This is a genomic window from Bradyrhizobium cosmicum (assembly GCF_032290525.1).
Taxonomy (GTDB): Bacteria; Pseudomonadota; Alphaproteobacteria; order Rhizobiales; family Xanthobacteraceae; genus Bradyrhizobium; species Bradyrhizobium cosmicum_A.
Map to the genome: position 1 here is coordinate 1 of NZ_JASXTA010000472.1, position 247 is coordinate 247.

1 protein-coding gene is annotated in these 247 nt (G+C 64.4%); it reads right to left on the reverse strand.

Annotated features, from left to right (window positions below):
* A partial coding sequence (locus QSV46_RS40595) for an SOS response-associated peptidase family protein (protein ID WP_314964360.1) occupies window positions 1-247 on the reverse strand: 247 nt, incomplete at both ends.

Below are 247 nucleotides of genomic sequence, written 5' to 3' on the forward strand. Positions count from 1 at the left end.
GTCCAGATGCCGGCGAAGCAGGTGAGCGGCCGATCGTCATTGATTGCGAACCAGACGACGTCCTTCTTCTTGGTCTCCGGGTTCGGCTCGGGCGCGTATTCGGCGAAGCTATTGAATGGCACCAAGCAACGGCTCTCCGGCTTCAGCCAACCACGCCAGTGCGGCGAAGAGGTGTTGCGGATGTTGGTCACTGGGGGTCCGCCGGTTCGCGGCGGCGGCGGCATCCCCCAGCGCATCAGGACGAGCT